General features: G+C 67.7%; 15 protein-coding genes. 2 read left to right on the forward strand and 13 right to left on the reverse strand.

Annotation, left to right across the window (positions count from 1 at the left end; translation table 11 throughout):
• From HQ312_RS14135 to HQ312_RS14175, 9 genes are all read right to left on the reverse strand, one after another.
• A complete protein-coding gene (locus HQ312_RS14135; protein ID WP_222638961.1) occupies nucleotides 1-801 on the reverse strand; it encodes an SDR family NAD(P)-dependent oxidoreductase in 801 nt (266 codons plus the stop codon).
• A 6-nt stretch (nucleotides 802-807) separates the two neighbouring features.
• On the reverse strand, nucleotides 808-2,616 hold the full coding sequence (locus HQ312_RS14140) for a glycoside hydrolase family 15 protein (protein WP_222638962.1): 1,809 nt from the start codon (nucleotides 2,614-2,616) through the stop codon (nucleotides 808-810).
• Nucleotides 2,613-3,278 carry an HAD family hydrolase gene (locus HQ312_RS14145; RefSeq protein ID WP_222638963.1) on the reverse strand — a complete coding sequence of 222 codons (666 nt, stop codon included), beginning with the start codon at nucleotides 3,276-3,278 and terminating at the stop codon, nucleotides 2,613-2,615. The genes HQ312_RS14140 and HQ312_RS14145 overlap by 4 nt, the downstream gene beginning before the upstream one ends.
• Nucleotides 3,279-3,328: 50 nt before the next feature.
• Nucleotides 3,329-4,780 carry a hypothetical protein gene (locus HQ312_RS14150; protein ID WP_222638964.1) on the reverse strand — a complete coding sequence of 484 codons (1,452 nt, stop codon included), beginning with the start codon at nucleotides 4,778-4,780 and terminating at the stop codon, nucleotides 3,329-3,331.
• A complete protein-coding gene (locus HQ312_RS14155) occupies nucleotides 4,777-5,307 on the reverse strand; it encodes a signal peptidase I (protein WP_056443316.1) in 531 nt (176 codons plus the stop codon). Before HQ312_RS14155 ends, HQ312_RS14150 begins: the two co-directional genes overlap by 4 nt.
• A gap of 48 nt (nucleotides 5,308-5,355) precedes the next feature.
• Entirely contained in the window at nucleotides 5,356-6,030 is a 675-nt protein-coding gene (locus tag HQ312_RS14160) for a hypothetical protein (RefSeq protein WP_222638965.1), read from the reverse strand.
• Nucleotides 6,031-6,051: 21 nt separating this feature from the next.
• Complete coding sequence (locus HQ312_RS14165) at nucleotides 6,052-6,723, reverse strand: SipW-dependent-type signal peptide-containing protein (protein ID WP_222638966.1); 672 nt, start codon at nucleotides 6,721-6,723, stop codon at nucleotides 6,052-6,054.
• A 339-nt stretch (nucleotides 6,724-7,062) separates the two neighbouring features.
• Nucleotides 7,063-8,586: a catalase gene (locus tag HQ312_RS14170; protein WP_222638967.1), complete on the reverse strand. Its 1,524-nt coding sequence runs from the start codon at nucleotides 8,584-8,586 to the stop codon at nucleotides 7,063-7,065.
• A 161-nt stretch (nucleotides 8,587-8,747) separates the two neighbouring features.
• Nucleotides 8,748-9,833 (reverse strand): SMP-30/gluconolactonase/LRE family protein, encoded by a 1,086-nt coding sequence (locus HQ312_RS14175; protein ID WP_222638968.1) that lies wholly within the window; start codon nucleotides 9,831-9,833, stop codon nucleotides 8,748-8,750.
• Nucleotides 9,834-10,033: 200 nt separating this feature from the next.
• Here HQ312_RS14175 and HQ312_RS14180 point away from each other — a divergent pair, with 200 nt between their 5' ends.
• Entirely contained in the window at nucleotides 10,034-11,182 is a 1,149-nt protein-coding gene (locus HQ312_RS14180) for a hypothetical protein (RefSeq protein ID WP_027506657.1), read from the forward strand.
• A gap of 72 nt (nucleotides 11,183-11,254) precedes the next feature.
• Here the strand turns inward: HQ312_RS14180 and HQ312_RS14185 are convergent, their stop codons facing one another.
• The 4 genes from HQ312_RS14185 to HQ312_RS14200 all read right to left on the reverse strand — a co-directional run bounded on the left by HQ312_RS14185 (nucleotide 11,255) and on the right by HQ312_RS14200 (nucleotide 16,253).
• Entirely contained in the window at nucleotides 11,255-12,961 is a 1,707-nt protein-coding gene (locus HQ312_RS14185) for a GMC oxidoreductase (RefSeq protein WP_222638969.1), read from the reverse strand.
• Nucleotides 12,958-14,433, reverse strand: a complete 1,476-nt coding sequence (locus HQ312_RS14190) for an NAD(P)/FAD-dependent oxidoreductase (protein ID WP_051613577.1) — start codon at nucleotides 14,431-14,433, stop codon at nucleotides 12,958-12,960. Before HQ312_RS14190 ends, HQ312_RS14185 begins: the two co-directional genes overlap by 4 nt.
• 56 nt (nucleotides 14,434-14,489) lie before the next feature.
• On the reverse strand, nucleotides 14,490-15,101 hold the full coding sequence (locus HQ312_RS14195) for a TetR/AcrR family transcriptional regulator (protein WP_056443296.1): 612 nt from the start codon (nucleotides 15,099-15,101) through the stop codon (nucleotides 14,490-14,492).
• A gap of 69 nt (nucleotides 15,102-15,170) precedes the next feature.
• Nucleotides 15,171-16,253, reverse strand: coding sequence for a glycosyltransferase (locus HQ312_RS14200; RefSeq protein WP_222638970.1), 1,083 nt, complete (start codon nucleotides 16,251-16,253; stop codon nucleotides 15,171-15,173).
• A 183-nt stretch (nucleotides 16,254-16,436) separates the two neighbouring features.
• Here HQ312_RS14200 and HQ312_RS14205 point away from each other — a divergent pair, with 183 nt between their 5' ends.
• Nucleotides 16,437-16,634 (forward strand): PspC domain-containing protein, encoded by a 198-nt coding sequence (locus HQ312_RS14205; RefSeq protein ID WP_027506653.1) that lies wholly within the window; start codon nucleotides 16,437-16,439, stop codon nucleotides 16,632-16,634.
• Nucleotides 16,635-16,709 lie beyond the last annotated feature (75 nt).

Raw genomic sequence — 16,709 nt, forward strand, 5'->3', positions numbered from 1 at the left:
CTAGATGGTCGCGACGGAACCGGAGTCGACGCGGTAGTTCGAGCCGTTGACGAAGCTGGCGCGCTCCGAGCACAGGAACGTGATCACCGACGCCACTTCCTCCGGGGTACCCCGTCGGCCGAGTTCCATGAACGGCCGGTCCTCCTTCAGGAAGCTCTCGATGGCCTCGTTTCGGTCGGTGCCACGCTCGTCGGCTCGCTTGTCCATCATCGCGTCCGTCATCGGGGTGTGGATGAAGGCAGGAGACACCGCGTTCACCAGGACACCCTCGGACGCGTACGTCTTCGACAGTCCCTTGACCAGCGAGAGGATGCCGGCCTTGGCCGCACAGTAGGGCAGCTCGTCGATGTAGGGCTGCTCCGCGTCCTCGGACGCGAGCAACACGATGCGTCCCCATCCGCCCGCGCGGAGTTCGGGAAGGAAGGCGCGCACGACGCGCACCGGCCCGAGAAGGTCGACCTCGATCGTCGTCGACCACCCGTCGTCGTCGATCTCGTGGAACATGCCCTGTGCGCCGGTGATGCCGGCGCTCTGCACCAGGATGTCCACGGTGCCGAGCGCCTCGACCGCCTTCGCGTGCATCGCCTCGACGTCGGCGGGCCTCGTCACGTCCGCGGCGAACGCCGTGACGGCACCCTCCGGTCCGGTGAGCTCGGCAGCGCCGGCGGCCAGCTTGTCCTGGTCCTTGTCCGTGACGAAGACCCGGACACCCTCGTCGAGCAGCATCTGCGCCGTGCACCACCCGATTCCCGAGTCCGCGCCGGTGACGACAGCAGTTCTGCCCGTGATTCCGAGGTCCATGTGGTCCTACTTTCCTGTGTCGGAGGTCGTGTGGTCGTGGCCGCTGGCGAGCGTGAGCGCAGCGTTGATGAGAGCGAGATGGGAGAGCCCCTGCGGGAAGTTGCCCAGAAAGGTCGACGGCTCGTCCTCGGCCGATCGGTCGGGATCGATCATCTCGGCGAAGAGGCCGACGTCGTTGCCGCTGGTGACCAGTCGATCCATGAGTGCGCTGGCCTCGTCGTCGCGGCCGAGCTTGGCGAGGGCGCCGACGACCCAGAACGAGCAGGCGACGAACGTACCCTCGACCATCTGCATGCCGGAGTAGCGATAGAGGTGGTCGCCGGAACCGAGTTCGTCGCGCAGAGCGTCGACGGTTCTCGACATCCGCTCGTCGTCGACGCACCGACTGCCCGCGTGCAGCAACACGGAGGCGTCGAGCTCATCCGTGCCCGGGTACCAGACGTAGGCGCCGCGCGACTCGGACCAGCAGTTGTCGTCGATCCACTGAGCGATGTGATCGCGCTCGGTCACCCACCTGTCCGCGATGCCGGGAATCATGCCCTGCTCGGAGAGGTGCACTGCACGGTCGAGCGCGTGCCAGCAGCCCATCTTGGAGGACGTGTAGTGCCGGATCGTGGGCAGCTCCCACATCCCGGCGTCCTTGCGGCGCCAGATGTCACACGTCGTGTCGGCGATCTCCGCGAGAAGTCGACCGGTGGGCGCATCGAGTACGTTGCCCGCGTCGACGTAGAGGGACACGATGTCGAACAGGTCACCGAAGATCCCCTGCTGCAGCTGAGTTGCCGCCTCGTTTCCGTTGATCACCGGGCCGACCCCGCGCCACCCCGGCACGTCGGGATATGTCGAGCCGCCCGGGATCTCACCGTTCAGGGTGTAGAACACCTGCGTGATCTGCTCGTTGCTGCGGATGATGCGCAGCAGCCACGCCACCGCGGCGTGGACCTCCTCGCGCAGACCGAAGCGGATCAGCGCCTTGATCGTGTACGCGGTGTCACGCACCCACGCGTAGCGGTAGTCCCAGTTCTTGGCGCCGGCCCACCGCTCCGGAAGCGACGTCGTCGCAGCGGCCGCGATGGCGCCGGACGGGCTGTACAACAACAACTTCAAGGCGAGCGCGCTGCGATGGACCTCGTCGTGCCAGGGGCCCTCGTACCGGAACTCCTCGGACCACATCTGCCAGTTGGCGATCGTGCGATCGATGCCCGAGTCGACGTCCTCCGGCACCGGGAGATACAGCGGTTCCACCTCGGTACCGACCACGGCCACGAGGGAGCGCGAACCGACCGCGGTGGTGAATCGACCACTGATGGAGCGAGATTCGAGCTCGATGTCGTCGGCATTGAGAGTGCGCACGCCCAGAGTGACACCGTCGACGCGCAGCACCGTCCCGTGCACCGTCTCGTACGACCACGGCGACGCCGTTCCCAGACACGTCCCCGGAGCGACGGACCACTCCATTTCGACACTGCCCTCGACGCCCTCGACGCGCCGTGCGAGCTCGGTCCACGGAAGGCGTCCTGCCACACCGGTGTTCAGGGAGTCCGTGACGTTCACGACGCCCGACTCCGTCGTGAATGTCGTGACCAGGACATTGGTGCCGTCGGCGTACCGACGCGTGGTCGTGAACTCCTCCGCCGGGCGCATCGAAATGTAGCCGCCGGACTCGGCGTCGAGCAGTGCTGCGAACACCGGCGCGGTGTCGAGATTGGGAACGGGAAACCAGTCGATTCGCCCGTCGTCCGCGATGAGCGCGACGGTGCGGCCGTCGCCGATCGCCGCGTAGTTCTCGATCGGTGCGTAGCCGTTCTCTCTCATTCGAGGCGCGCGATCGTCGAACTGTCGATGTGCGCCAACAGGTTTGCAGGATCGTCGTACACCGCGGTGGCGCCGGCCTCGGTCAACTCCGCACTCGAGACGCCGCCACTGCGCACTCCGATACACGGAACGCCCGCTGTGACGGATGCCTTCACGTCCCACACGGAATCCCCGACGAAGACGGCGCGCTCGGCACCGACGCCGGCACGGTCCAGCGCGATGTCGACGATGCGCGGCTCCGGCTTCGCCGTCTCGACGTCCTCCGACGACGTCAACTCCGAGACGATCTCCTCGACCCCGAGAAGTCCGCGAAGGATCGCGAGTTCGTTCTCCGGTGCCGAGGTGGCCAGCACCACCTGCAGCCCGCGGTCTGCTACCGCGCCGAGCAGGTCGAGCGCACCGGGCAGCGGCGACAGCAGGGAGGACATCTCCTCGTAGTACTGCGTGTGTAGTTCCTTCGCGCGTTCCGCCGCGTCCTCGGGTGCGTCACCCGCCAACGACGAGAGCAGCTTCGCGCCGTCCATGCCGATCGAGCGGTGAATCCGCCACGAGTCCACAGCGATACCGGCGTCGGAGAAGGCACGAGCCCAGGCGTGGACATGGGCGTAGTTCGAATCGACGAGTGTGCCGTCGATGTCGAACAGAACGGCGGGAGAAGTCACTCTCCTCGACTACCCGGGGGTGGGGGACGACAAACGGCGGGAGGGCAGCGTCACGACCGGGTGGCCGCCTCCACCGGCACCGTCTCCCCCGTGAGCGTCCTCGGCGACCAGAGCCCGTCGGTCGTGGCAGCGGCGATGCCAGGTGGCGACAGCGCCACCGGAGTGAAGACGAGGGTGCTGCCGTCCGAACACGTGAAGGTGACCGCATCAGGACCGACGGAGCATTCGAGCCCGTCGGATGTCGTGATCGACGTGATGGGCCCCGCCCCGGAGAACACCGTGGCGGAGGCTGCAGCGGGAGTGGTGGTGGTGGTCGGCGCCGGAGACGTCGTGGTCGTTGCGGCGGTGCTCGACGATGCAGGAATCGTCGTCGCGTCGGTCGGTGACACCACCGAGGACGCCGACGGCTGAGCGCTGGTCGTCGCGGCCGCTGTCGTCGCGGCCGCTGTCGTCGCGGCCGCTGTCGTCGTGACCGGTGTCGTCGTGACCGGTGTCGTCGTGACCGGTGTCGTCGTGACCGGTGTCGTCGCAGCCGGTGGTTCCGCTGCGGCTACTCGCGCAGATGCGGCGGTGATCGACACGGGCCCGGTCGGTCCGCCTCCGCACGCCGCGTCGACCAGCACCAGGGTGAACCTGATGTCGAGAAGGATGCCCCCGAGCAGTCCCAGCCTCAGGATCCGGCCGTTCTCCAGCACGAGGCTCGAGCGCGCAGACGACGAGTTGTCGACGACACTGCGAAGTGTTCCCGACACGCCAGGCACCACGACGGTGGACCCGCTCTGGGGGAAATCGAACGACACCGTGCCGCCCGCAGGCGGAATCGCGACGGTGTTTCCGCCTCGAACGGTGATCGAACCCCGAGGGTTCAGCGTCGTCACGTTTGCCGCACTCGGAGGGGTTGCCGTGTAGGTCGGCCCGGAGGTGGTCAGGTCACAGGATGCGGCCGATGTCACAGGCGACGGCACCGAGACCACGTCTGTCGACCCCAGGCCGAGAAGCGACAACAGTGACGCGTACAGCGTGTAGGACGACAGAGTTGCGCGCGCGTTCACTCTCTGCGACGGGACCGTCGTGCACGGTGCCGGCGTGTTCGGCGCCCATCCGTAGGCCGCGCACGACGAGCCTTGAATCGGTGTTCCCGGAGCAGCGCCTCGCGAAGTCAGCTCGTTGGCCAACCCGAGTACCCCGGCGCTGCTGTACGGCCCGGCCGTGGTGCTGGTGACTGTTCCCGGAGCCGCTTGCGATCGCGTCGCTGCCGGTCCGGGCCACGGCGGGTTCGTTCCGCCCGCGAGCAGATCGAATGCGAGACCCGACGCTGAACCGACGCGTCCGATCTCCGCGTACGCGCTTCCGGCGCTGGGCCATGATCCGATCGACACGGTGGCCGCTGCGTGGTCCCGCCCCTGCCAGGCGGCAACGGTGCCATCGGTGTTCGAGACCACCGACACGACCGTCAGCACAGCAGCGATCAGGACCAGTGCCACCGAGCGCGGGCGGCTCACGGTACCGGCCGCTTCGGCGTTCTCGGCCAGAACATCGCCACGACGAGAGCCGCCATCGAGAGGGTCAGAAGCGCCAGAACCAGGGGACTCGAGAACCACACCACCACCTTCGCGAGGCCGGGCACCGACCACAGCACCTTGCGCACCTCGGTGACGTCGTATCCGGCCGGATCTTCGTACTCGTTGGCATCGCCCTTCAGCTCGAGGAACGTTGCGCCGTCGCGGCCGGGCGAGGTCTCGACCACACGGTGCGTGACAGGCAGCTCGCCGACCCGTGCGATCGTCACGACATCCCCGGGAACGACGGAGTCCGCAGGTACCTCCCGCACCACCGCGAGTGACCCCGTCGGCATCGTCGGTGCCATCGATCCCGTCTTGAACATGATCAACGAGATGTTCAGGGTGAACGACAGAACCACCAGCACGATGCAGACGACACCGCCGAGCGCGAGAACGTTGAGAACGGCGTCACCCAGGCGGGAGAAGGCCGAACGACGCCGAGGGGGCGCTGCGTGACGAGTCGACATGGTGTGAGCACTTTCTGGTGGCGCGAAGGGGTGATCGGACACGTGGACTCAGGCGGTACCGAGGAAGGTCCACGTGGCCCGAAGGGTCGACGACGCGGCCCCGGCGGTCCACACCGCGAGGGTGTCGGGCAGCGTCATCCTGAAGCACAGAGGCACAACGGTTCCCGTGGTCGTCGGCGATCCTGCCGGGAGTACGACGGCCCCGCTCGCCGAATCGGCGGACAACGGGACACCGCCCGTGACCGAGCCGACGACGAACGATGCCGTCGAGGCGAACGAGGTGCTGTCGCACGTGGGCGATCGAACGACTGCGTACTGCAACAACGATGCGAGGCCCGAGGGCACCGACGCCGTGCCGTCGACGGTCACGGCCACCGCCGGCGACCCGGCAACCGAACGCAACGAGATCGCGCCGTAGACCGACTGACCCGGGAGCAGCGGCGCAGCCGGAAGCAGAGAGAGCACGGCAGGCGCGGCCTCCGAGTGGGTCGCGAAGGGCGCCCCGAGCGTCGCCGACTCGAAGCCGAACGGTGTTGTGCTGAATGCCGATCCGCCCAGGACCCGGTCGGTCCACGACGCCGCGACGTCGGTGGCCGAGAGTGCCGCGACGGCGAGTCCTACGACCAGACCGATCACGGCACCGAGCCGAGCCCGTCGTCCGACGACGGCGTCGTGCGTCCGCGGTTCCGCCGCAGTGTGCCGAGATGGTGCGTGACGAGACATGGGGTGACGAGGAGCAGCCGATTACGGCGTCGGCACCACGGCCTCGGCCTGGAACTGCCAGGTGACCGTATTGGTGGTCTTACCGGCCGCCTGGTCCGCGCTCACGGTCGCAGGCAGGGTCACGGCGAAGCACAGAGGAAGAGCGGTGCCGGTCTTCGGCAGCGTGATGGCCTTGGAGGCGCTTCCCGTGCCGAGGGCACTGCCGACGGGGACGACACTCGCGCCTCCGGTGATCGTTCCGGCCGCGCAGTTCGCCGCGGTGACGCCGCTGACGACCTGATAGGTGAGAAGGGGTGTCAGCGCCCCAGTCGTCGGCGTGGCCCCTCGGAGGGTCACGGCCGCGTCGTATGCGCCGCCTGCACTGGTTCCCAAGCCGACGCGCAGGGCAACCGGCGCGTACACCGTCGTGCCGGGGCTCAGCGCGGAGAAGCCCGTCGTGTAGTTGAAAGTGCCCGCAGTCTCGGCGGTGTTGTATTCCTGCCACGCCCCACTGCCGGCGGCCGAGAAGTCACCCTGCACGTTCCAGTTCTCCGCTGTGAACTGCGCGGTGCCGAACACGTTGTCGCTCCATGCAGCCAATGTCACCGCCGCTCCCACGCCGAGAACCAGCCCGCCCGCGAGGAGCGCTCGAACCTTGCGGCGACGGACATCGCGCTGGTCACGCTCTGTCTCGACGGTGAGATCGGTGGTCATGGCAGGTCCCCGTTTCGCTTCGACGAGCCATTACCGCAATGGCTGCGAGCGAACTGTAGATCTATTCTCGAAACCACACATACCGAACGTTCTTCAATTTCCGCGAACCATTGATAGGTACTCGAGGTAACACAGACCGATCGGGCGATACGACGAGGCCGTTCGATGAACCGGGCCGGGACGTGAGCCTGTCGGCGTTGCCACCGCCGCTTCGGTGCCCGAAGCAGCGAGCCGGCAGAGGATTCTGACCACCCGTTTCAAACGTGATCTACATCACACACGGCAACGCCCGCCGCACCCGCTGAGGGTGCGACGGGCGGCGTCGGAAATCGGAGCGGATCAGACCTTCGCGGCCTCGTCGGCCGGGTCGTCCACCGCGCCGGCGCCGGTCGTGGGGGCGGTCTCGCCCTGTCCGGAGCGCACACCTTCCTCGACCTTCTTGCCGATCTCGGGGTCGACGTTGCTCCAGTACTGGAACACCCGCTGCAGCACAGGCTCGGTGACACCGTTCAGCGCGTGGCCGACGATGTTGCCCACGAGACGCTCGCGGGCGTCGTCGTCCATGATCTCGCGCACGAGAATGCCGGCCTGGACGAAGTCGCCGTCCTCGGGATGCTGCACGTACCCGGTGCGCACGAATCGGGGCTCGAAGTCCCAGGCACCGTCGTCGCCGTACGCGTTCGTGTCGGCGGCGGGACCACCGTACGAGTTCGGGGCGTACACGGGCGTCTCCGCGGAGTTGTAGTGGATGTTCATCGCACCCTCCTTGGAGTAGGAGTTGATCTCCGCCTTCGCCCGATTGACCGGCAGCTGCGCGTAATTGGTGCCAATGCGGTACCGGTGCGCGTCCGCGTAGCTGAAGATGCGTCCGAGCAACATCTTGTCCGGGCTCGCACCGATGCCCGGAACGAGGTTGGACGGCTCGAACGAGCTCTGCTCGATCTGGGCGTGGAAGTTCTCCGGGTTCTTGTTCAAGGTCATCGTGCCGACCTCGATCAACGGGTAGTCCTTCTGCGACCAGACCTTGGTCAGATCGAACGGGTTGTACCTGTACGTCTCGGCATCGTCGTACGGCATGATCTGCACCTTGACGGTCCAGCTCGGGAAGTCGCCGTTGCGGATCGATCCGAACAGGTCCTGACGATGATGATCGGGCGACGTGCCCGCCAGCTCGTCGGCCTTGTCCTGTGTCAGGTAGTCGATGCCCTGATCCGTCTTGAAGTGGAACTTGACCCACGACTTGGTGCCGTCGGCAGCGATGAACTGGTACGTGTGCGAACCGAAACCGTCCATGTGGCGGAACGACTTCGGGATTCCGCGGTCACCCATCAGCCAGGTCACCTGGTGCGCCGACTCGGGCGACAGGGTCCAGAAGTCCCACTGCATGTCGTTGTCTCGGAGACCGGAGTCGGGCATGCGCTTCTGGCTGCGGATGAAGTCCTGGAACTTCAACGGATCGCGCACGAAGAACACCGGCGTGTTGTTGCCGACCATGTCCCAGTTGCCTTCGGTGGTGTAGAACTTCAGCGCGAAACCGCGGGGGTCGCGCCACGTGTCGGGGCTGCCCTGCTCGCCCGCGACGGTGGAGAAGCGCGCCAGCATCTCGGTCTTCGCGCCGGGCTGGAACACCGCCGCCCGCGTGTACTGCGAGATGTCACCGGTGACCTCGAACGTGCCGAAGGCGCCTGCACCCTTGGCGTGCACCACACGCTCCGGGACCCGCTCACGGTTGAACTGCGCCATCTTCTCGATGAGGTAGTGATCGTGCAGCAGGATCGGTCCCTGCGCACCCGCAGTGAGGGAGTGCTCGTCGCTGGGAACCGGGATACCGGCGTTGTTGGTCGTGGGCCTCGGCTGTGTCATGAGTCCAGTGCCTCCTGTTCGTGGCAGACGCGAAGCGTCGCGGTGTGACGCAGAACGTCCGTCGTACCCGCATACCCGGGCATCGACTCGCGCACACGCAGAATGTCGATCCGTTCCAGTATGACCCCTTTTCTGGAATCAGTCCAGTTACGTTCGTGGTGTCAGGGCGTCGGGTACAGGAGGGGCAGTCCCCGCTCCCCCACGCCCAACTCCTGGATCGACCACTCGCGGGGGTCGATCGCGTACTGGGAATGGTTGGTCGCCAACACCGACGTGCCGCGGAAGGCCAACGATGCGGGAGTGACGAGAGGCACCGCCAGCGCCGCCCTCGCTTCGGGGGACGGGAGCGCGCCGACGACGCCACGTCCGGGCTCCACGATCTCGACGTCGTTGATGATCGGGTTCGCGACCGCCACGTAGACGCGGCCCGACTCCCCGATGGCGATGCCGTCACCCTGTGACGTCGTGGCGATCTCCTCGCGAGTACCCGGACCACCGTTCCCGTCGACGCCGAGGCGGAACAGCTTCCCGCGGAAGATCGACGGGTCCGCTGTCAGGGAGATCGTGACCACGAAGACGAGGCGGCCCTGCGCGTCGAACTGCATGCCGTTGACGCTGTACAGCGACACGAAATCTGGACTCTGGTACCAGATCCGAGCCTCACCGCCGCCGGCCGGCACCTTCCAGATGGTGGCCTGGTTCAGATCGCTCACGTACAGATTGCCCGCCGCGTCGAACACCGGGTAGTTGGGCCACGCGGGTCGATCGACAGGGCTCGGCTCGCACGGGACGATCCCCCGACCACAGGACGGCAGATCGGGGAACGTCGCGTAGACCGACTGGGCTCCCGATGCAGGATCGAGTCGTACCGCACGCGCACCCGACCAGTCGAGCGCGTACACCCGGCCCGCACCGTCCAGCGCGATGCCGTTGACCCCGTGCTCGGCGTCCGGGGAATGCCCTACGAGATCGTAGGTGCCGATCAGTGCACCGGATCCGTCGTGATGCCAGACCGTTCCCGTCGATCGGGGCCGATTCGATCCCGTCCACACGCTGCCGTCGGACGGATCGACGGCGATGCCCTCCGGCTGTCCGGGCAGCGGAAGCTCGGAGAACGTTCGTGCGCCACCGGGCGCCGGCGACGGTGGTACGGCGGGATCCGCACTCCCCGTGGCACTCCCGAACACGGTCATGGCGGCCACTGCCACCACGGTGACCATGACTCTGGTCAGAGAGAACGTCGACACGTCAGGAGCCCCCCGGCACGAATTGCGCAGCACTGTGCTGCTCCGGTGGACACTACGGTCAGTCCGACCGTCCCCTCGTGTCCACTCGTCCAGGGCCGCGTAGCGGGCATTGTGCCAGGTCACACACATGTCGGAGATGGGGGATTCGTGTGGCACTCTTCGGTCGTCGAGATGGCAGCAGTTCTGGGGGGAATACAACAATGCACAGTCGTTCGAGCAGATCCGGTCTTCTGCGGCGGGCGGGACTCGTCGCCGCTGCGGCCGTCACCGCGGTCGCCTCCTTCACGGGCACCGCCTCGGCCGACCCGGGACCGGTGGCACCGTCGACCCTTCTCGGATCGATCAGCGACGGCCCCGGCCAGTTCCACGTCTTCCGCACGGTGGACAGCGGCAATCGGCCGACTGCCGAGGACACCGCGCGGTGCAACGCCCAGTACGGCGTTCCGGCCCAGTACCTCCTCGTCGAACGTCTCGACGCCCGTATGTACACGTTCCAGTCGGACCCCGCGTCCGGCGTGCTGACCGCCGAGACGGCGCGCAACGTCGGACCTATCTACGTGTGCGACGGGCTGGGGCTCGACGGAACCCAGATCCTCGACCAGTGGGGCACTCTCGACGCTCCCGGCCTCGGCCGTCTCGACATGCGCGGACCGTGCGGCTTCGAGCTCTACCCCGGATCGCCCGGACGCGGCGCCGTCGATTGCGTTCTCCGCATCCAGCCCAACGCGTCCGGTGTGAGCGCCGGTGTCGCCACCAGCAACTCGGTGGCCAACCCGTTGCGTCTGCCCGGTGGACGCACCGGATCGGTGTGGACGCTGTACTCGCTCGGCGAGGGCACCGCGCCCGTCGATTCGGCTCCGCCCGCCGGAATCCCGCAGCCGACGGGCCCGATCGCCTACAACGTGACACGCGAGGTGAACTCCCGATCGGTGGGATCGTCGCCGTCCTGTGCGGGAGGCGAGCGCACCACCGAACTGCACGCGGCGAGTGTGGATCCGGCCACGGGCGCGGCCTCGACCTCGCCCAGCGAGATCACGGCCGCGACGGCGCGTGTCTGCTACTCCCCGACGGCGCAGCCCGAATTCGGTGCTGCCCTGACCGTCACGTACGACAACCTGCCCGGTGGCCCGCTGACGGTCGAGGGACGCGGTCAGTGCCGCCAGAACTCGCTGCCCGGCATCGCCGACGTGCAGCAGAGTTGCGGCCTCACCCTCCCGCCGAACCCCGCACGCGGACTGGCCGGCGGACAGGTGACCATCAACGGACTGGTGCCGGCCGGTGACCCGGCAGGGTCCGCCAACTCGGCGATCTGGACCACCTCGCTGCTGGGACCCATCTCCGGCAAGTGACCGAACGGGACAGGCCCCGATCTCCGCGAGGAGGTCGGGGCCTGTGTCGTCTCGGGGTCGAGCCCGCGCGAGTCAGCGGTTCCGACCCACCACGGTGAGCGGGAGTCGCAGTGCGCCGGGTGCTTCGGCGGGAACCACGGGAGCGACGGGGCGGACCGGGGCGAGGGGTTCGTACCCTGTGCCGACCGGCGGACGCTGATCGTTTTCTCCCTTGTTCGGCCACAGGGCCATCGCCCGCTCAGCCTGGGCGGTGATGGTGAGCGACGGATTGACGCCGAGGTTCGCGCTCACGGCCGATCCGTCGACGACGTGCAGACCCTCGTGCCCGAACACCCGGTGGTACGCGTCGATGACGCCCCGTTCCGGCGTCGCACCGATGACACAACCACCGAGGAAGTGCGCGGTCATGGGAATGTCGAACACGTCCGCGAACGAGCCACCCGGGTCGCCACCGATCTTGTCCGCGGCCTTCCTGATCGCGATGTGCCCCTCCGGAATCCACTTCGGCGGCGGGCTGCCACCTCCCGGGCGAGAGGTCAGACGCCGACCGAATCGACCTTTCCTGGAACCGAGTTCCAGCGAGTTGTCGTCGGTCTGCATGACGAGCGCGATGACGGTGCGTTCCGACCAGTTCTTCACCGACAGGCTGCGCACGGTGGCGGCCGGGTGGCGCAGCGCGACGCCCAGCGTCTTCAGCGGTCGCGGCAGCCTGCCGCCGCCGTCACTGAGAACGGTCTGCAACAGTCCGATGGCGTTGCTGCCCTTGCCGTATCGCACCGGCTCGATGTGCGTGTGATCGTTGGGGTGGAACGACGAGGTGATCGCCACGCCCTCCGTGTAGTCGATCTGCCGGTCACGCGCCGTCGCGGCCAGCACCGCTTCGGAGTTGGTGCGCACCACGGACCCGAGCTTGTCCGACAGGTGGGGCAGATTTCCGGTCTCCTTCATCGCCAGCATCAACTTCTGGGTCCCGTAGGTGCCGGCGGCGAAGACGACGTGGTCGGCCGTCATCACGGTCTCCTTGCGCCGCAGCTTCGCACCGGTGCGACGCGTCCGCACCTCGTATCCACCGCCCTCGCGGGGACGCACCGAGGTGACCGTGGTCAGCGGATGCACCATGGCACCGGCCTTCTCGGCGAGGTAGAGGTAGTTCTTCACCAGGGTGTTCTTGGCGCCGACACGGCAGCCCGTCATGCACGCACCGCACTCGGTGCAGCCTGTCCGGGTGGGTCCGACGCCACCGAAGAACGGGTCCGGGACGTCGCGACCCTTCTGCCCCGGCTGACCGAAGAACACGCCGACCGGTGTGGTGCTGAACGTGTCACCGACGCCCATCTCCTCGGCGATGTCGCGCATGACCTTGTCCGCGGGGGTGATGGTCGGGTTGTCCTCGACGCCCAGCATCCGACGCGCCTGCTTGTAGTACGGCGTCATCTCCGCTTCCCAGTCGGTGATGTCACCCCACTGCGGATCCTCGAAGAAGCGGCTCGGGGGCTGGTACAGAGTGTTCGCGTAGTTCAGCGATCCGCCGCCGACACCGGCTCCGGCCATCACCAGGACATTGGGGAGCAGGTGGATCCGCTGCAGTCCGTAGCACCCGATCATGGGCGCCCACAGATACTTCCGCAGTCGCCAGCTCGTCTTGGGCAGCTCGTCGTCCTCGAAACGACGACCGGATTCCAGGACACCGACTCGGTATCCCTTCTCGGTCAGACGCAGGGCGGAGACGCTGCCGCCGAAACCCGATCCGACGACGATGACGTCGTAGGTGTTCTTCATATTGCTGCCTTCTCCGACGGTGTACTTCCCACAGTTCGGCCGACGTCCGGCCCTCCGCGCGCCCGCATCGTGCGGTAGTTCTCGATGTCGAACGCGGCGGTCGCCTTGCGGAACTTCCACGTGAAGGTCGGCCACATGGCCGAGTTCCGTCCACTCGCGTCCAGGTACCAACTCGAACACCCACCGGTGTTCCACACCGTGCCGGCCAGGTCGGCGTCGAGAGACGCGTTCCACTCGTCGACCGCGGACGGACTCACGTCGACGGCATCGACGCTGCGACGCGTCATCTCGCGCAGAGCGGATTCGACGTACGCCGACTGGGACTCGAGCATGTAGACGATCGAGCTGTGTCCCAGGTTGGTGTTCGGCCCGTACATGAGGAAGAGATTCGGGAAGCCGGCCATCGTCGTACCTCGGTAGGCGCGCGGGCTGCCGCCCCACCGCTCGGCGAGAGTTCGACCGTCGCTGCCGCGCAACAGATGTGCGACGGGCGGCTCGGTGGGGGTGAAGCCGGTACCGAAGACGATGGCGTCGACCTCGCGCTCGCGTCCCGCGGCGTCCACCACACCTGTCGGCGTGATCGAGGCCAGACCGCTGTCCACCAGTTCGACGTCCGGTCGCTGCAACGTGTCGTACCAGTCGTTGGACAACAGCATGCGCTTGCAGCCGATGGTGTAGCCCGGCGTGAGGCGCTTCCGGAGTCCGCCGTCGCGCACCTTCAGTCGGAGGAAACCCGTGGCTATCGTGTGCGCGATCGACAGAAGCTTGGGCCGCTTGGCCATCATCTCGACGTACATCTCGCGGTAGGCGTAGATCGCACCGCGCTGCGCCTCGAGTGTCCACGGCGCGCGGCGGTAGAACCATCGCTCGATCGGACCGCGCGTGCGGTCCATGCGCGGGATCACCCACGCCGGGGTGCGCTGGAAGACGTGCAGTTGCGACGTGACCGGGGCGATCTCGGGAACGAACTGGATGGCCGACGCACCGGTGCCCACGACGGCGACACGCTTGCCGCGCAGGTCGTAGTCGTGGTCCCACGTCGCGGAGTGGAAGGTGTGGCCGGCGAATGTGTCGAGGCCCGGCACAGCGGGCAGCTTCGGCGTCGAGAGCGTTCCCGTGGCCGCGACCAACACTCGGCAGGTCAGATCACCCTTCTCCGTGGTGACGTCCCAGACGCAGCGTTCCTCGTCCCACTGCGCCCCGAGCAGCGCGCAACCCGTGACGAGACGGTCTCGGATCCCGAAGTCGTCGGCCACCCCGCGCAGGTACCGATGGATCTCCGGTCCACGAGCGAAGGTGTGGCTCCAGTCGGAGTGCGGGGCGAAGGAGAACGAGTACAGCGACGTCGGAACATCGCACGCGACACCGGGATACGTGTTGTCGCGCCAGGTCCCACCGACGTCGTCGGCACGCTCGATCACGAGCACGTCGGCGGACGGGTCCTCGCGGAGCACCCGCGCCGTCACACCCATACCGGCGAATCCCGATCCGACGACGAGAACATCGACGTGCGCGGGCAGTGTGGTCGTCACAGCTCCGTCACCGCCCGCTCCCACTCCGGCAACAATCGTGCACGCATCGCGTGTTCCTCCTCGGGGGTTCGGAAGATGGCCGACACGGCCATCCCTCGTGCGAGTTCGATACTCAGGTCGAAGGCAGCGGGAGACATGCTGTCCCCGTAGAGCTCTCGGCCGCCTTCCTGCAACACCTCGGTCACTCGACGCTCGAGTGGTTCCACCGCGGCGTGCAGTGCCGCATCCGTGCGGGCGGCGACCCACAGTTCGAGCGCCGCGTGGAACAACGGGCCGGAGAAGGCGTCGAGCAGGAGCGCCGGGCCGACGGGCCCACCGCGGTGGACCCCGACCAGCTCGTCGAGGCGTCGCTCGACGAGCCGCTCGACGGCCGCCACGACGAGCGCTTCCTTCGTCGGGAAGTGGTGGAGCTGAGCACCGCGGGACACACCGGCCCGACGTGCGATCTCCTGGGTGCTGGCGCGGGAGTACCCGACGTCCACCAACGTGTCGATGGCGGCGTCGAGAAGCTTGGCCCGCGTGCCGGCGGTGCGCTCGGCCTGCGTCCGGCGGGCGGGCTGGGCAGCCGGCTCGGTCACGGCGGTGGTCTCGGTCACATCTGCGACCATATCGGCTTTCTTACAAACAGTCCAGACTGAATGTAAGTGAGTTCGCCGGAGTTCAGGGCGGGCCGACCGTCACCGCCCGGACAGGACCCCGAGCATCGATTCCACCGCCGTCGGCCAGCCGTACTGCTCCGCCCTCGCCCTGGCCGTGGGCCGTCCGCCCGAGGGGAGCGCCAGGGTCGCGGCGATGCCCTCGGCGAAGTCGCGAGAGCGATTGGCCACTGCTGCGCCGCAGTCCGGGGTGACGATCTCGGCCAGCGCGGACGTTCCCGAGACCACCGCGGGTGTGCCCGACGCCAGTGCCTCCAGCGCCGCCAGCCCGAACGTCTCGTGCGGTCCGGGAGCGACCGCCACGTCCGCCTCGGCGAGCAACCGTGCGACGCGCTCGCGGTCGGAGACGAACCCGGCGAAGTGCACGGGCAGACCCTCGGCGCGCCGCTCGAGCGCGGACCGCCGCGGACCGTCGCCCACCACCACCAGGCGTGCGTCGATGCCCTCGCGGCGCAGGTGTGCCAGGGCGTCGACGCTCCGCTCGGCATGCTTCTCCACCGACAGCCGTCCACAGTGCACGAGCCGGATCATCCGTCCCTCGTTGCGATGGCGACGCGACGGGTGGAACAACTCGAGGTCCACCCCGAGTGCGATGCGGTGCGCGTCTGCGCCGATCCGGTCGAACTCCTCCTGCGCGAACGCGGTGGTGCACACCACCGCGTCGTGACCGAGGACGGACCGCCTGTTGGCGACGTCCGCCGCCGCGCGCGCCACCGGGACGGGCAACACCTGTCCGAGCAGTCGGTCCAGCCTCTCGTGGGAGATCATCACGCTGCGAATCCCCCTGTGGCGCGCCCACGTTCCGAGGCCACGCAGGGTCAGACGGTCCGAGATCTCGAGCACGTCCGGTCGCAGACTCGCCGCGACATCGGCCGTCACGGACGGCCTCGCCACCCGGTAGCCACCGGTCATCGGGAGCCGGGTGGACGGGACGGTGATGCGATGCACCCCGGTGGCAGACATCGTCTCGGAGTGGACGTCGCCGGGCACGATGACCGTCACCTCGTGGCCGCGAGCGACATAGCCGGCTCCGAGTTGGTCCACGGCCGTCCGCAGACCGCCCGAACGAGGTCCGTAGAAGTTGGCCACCTGCACGATGCGCATGCGGCCCAGTGTCGAGGTGAGCCGTGTACGGACGAGGACCGCGCCGAGAACGTCGCACGAACACTCACGTCGAGCATTCACCGTCGTCGCACGACGGCGGCACGGGAACCCGGCACCGGCGCCGCACGTTGCCGTGGTGTCCGACCCGCGACGACACGTCACCGACGAAGAAGAGGTCCCACGATGACCAGCCCGGCCCGCAGGCTCACCCGTTCACGTCAGAGCAAGCTCATCGCCGGAGTGTGCGGCGGTCTCGCCGAGCGCTTCGGTCTGAGCGCAGGACTCGTGCGCCTGCTGTTCGTCCTCTCGTGCATCCTTCCGGGACCGCAGTTCGTGATCTACCTGGTCCTGTGGATCGCGATCCCCAAGTCGTCCTACTGATCGTTCGATCAGTTCGAGAGTGAGTGCACATCGGGCGCCGTTCCCGTGGCGGGTTCGTATTCCGATCACCGACAA

Source organism: Rhodococcus sp. BP-316, from assembly GCF_019836105.1.
Classification (GTDB): domain Bacteria; phylum Actinomycetota; class Actinomycetes; order Mycobacteriales; family Mycobacteriaceae; genus Rhodococcoides.

Excerpts from the sequence above, each read along its gene's own strand:
- HQ312_RS14170 (WP_222638967.1), bottom strand. The coding sequence starts at position 8,586 with ATGACACAGCCGAGGCCCACGACCAACAACGCCGGTATCCCGGTTCCC.
- HQ312_RS14200 (WP_222638970.1), bottom strand. The coding sequence starts at position 16,253 with ATGCGCATCGTGCAGGTGGCCAACTTCTACGGACCTCGTTCGGGCGGT.
- HQ312_RS14160 (WP_222638965.1), bottom strand. The coding sequence starts at position 6,030 with ATGTCTCGTCACGCACCATCTCGGCACACTGCGGCGGAACCGCGGACG.
- HQ312_RS14205 (WP_027506653.1), top strand. The coding sequence starts at position 16,437 with ATGACCAGCCCGGCCCGCAGGCTCACCCGTTCACGTCAGAGCAAGCTC.
- HQ312_RS14180 (WP_027506657.1), top strand. The coding sequence starts at position 10,034 with ATGCACAGTCGTTCGAGCAGATCCGGTCTTCTGCGGCGGGCGGGACTC.
- HQ312_RS14185 (WP_222638969.1), bottom strand. The coding sequence starts at position 12,961 with ATGAAGAACACCTACGACGTCATCGTCGTCGGATCGGGTTTCGGCGGC.
- HQ312_RS14155 (WP_056443316.1), bottom strand. The coding sequence starts at position 5,307 with ATGTCGACTCGTCACGCAGCGCCCCCTCGGCGTCGTTCGGCCTTCTCC.
- HQ312_RS14140 (WP_222638962.1), bottom strand. The coding sequence starts at position 2,616 with ATGAGAGAGAACGGCTACGCACCGATCGAGAACTACGCGGCGATCGGC.
- HQ312_RS14165 (WP_222638966.1), bottom strand. The coding sequence starts at position 6,723 with ATGACCACCGATCTCACCGTCGAGACAGAGCGTGACCAGCGCGATGTC.
- HQ312_RS14135 (WP_222638961.1), bottom strand. The coding sequence starts at position 801 with ATGGACCTCGGAATCACGGGCAGAACTGCTGTCGTCACCGGCGCGGAC.
- HQ312_RS14190 (WP_051613577.1), bottom strand. The coding sequence starts at position 14,433 with ATGGGTGTGACGGCGCGGGTGCTCCGCGAGGACCCGTCCGCCGACGTG.
- HQ312_RS14195 (WP_056443296.1), bottom strand. The coding sequence starts at position 15,101 with ATGGTCGCAGATGTGACCGAGACCACCGCCGTGACCGAGCCGGCTGCC.